The following is a 289-nucleotide window of genomic DNA, read 5'->3' on the forward strand; positions in this document are numbered from 1 at the left end:
AGCCGCGGCGTGCGCACTTTCGTCCAAAGTATGGGCTGGCGACTGGTCGCGGCCTCTGGCGACATCGACATTCGCGCCCTCAAAGACAACATCAACCTGCTGGCCAAGCTCAACATCACCGCCACCGCCGAACGCATCACCCTCAGCGCCAAGGAAGAACTGGTGATCAAGGCCGCGGGCAGCACCACCACCTATAACGCCGGTGGCATCAGCCACACCACTAGCGGCCAATACATCGCCCATGCCAGCAACTTTGCCTATAAAAACGCGCAAAGCCAGGCCGCGGCGT

At 61.2% G+C, this 289-nt stretch carries 1 protein-coding gene; it reads left to right on the forward strand.

What is annotated here, in order from left to right; all coding sequences use genetic code 11:
• Positions 1-289: DUF2345 domain-containing protein (locus GHO25_RS25930; protein WP_153393472.1), on the forward strand; the 289-nt coding region annotated here is incomplete at both ends.

The organism is Pseudomonas sp. FSL R10-1350, from assembly GCF_009600525.1.
Taxonomy (GTDB): Bacteria; Pseudomonadota; Gammaproteobacteria; order Pseudomonadales; family Pseudomonadaceae; genus Aquipseudomonas; species Aquipseudomonas helleri.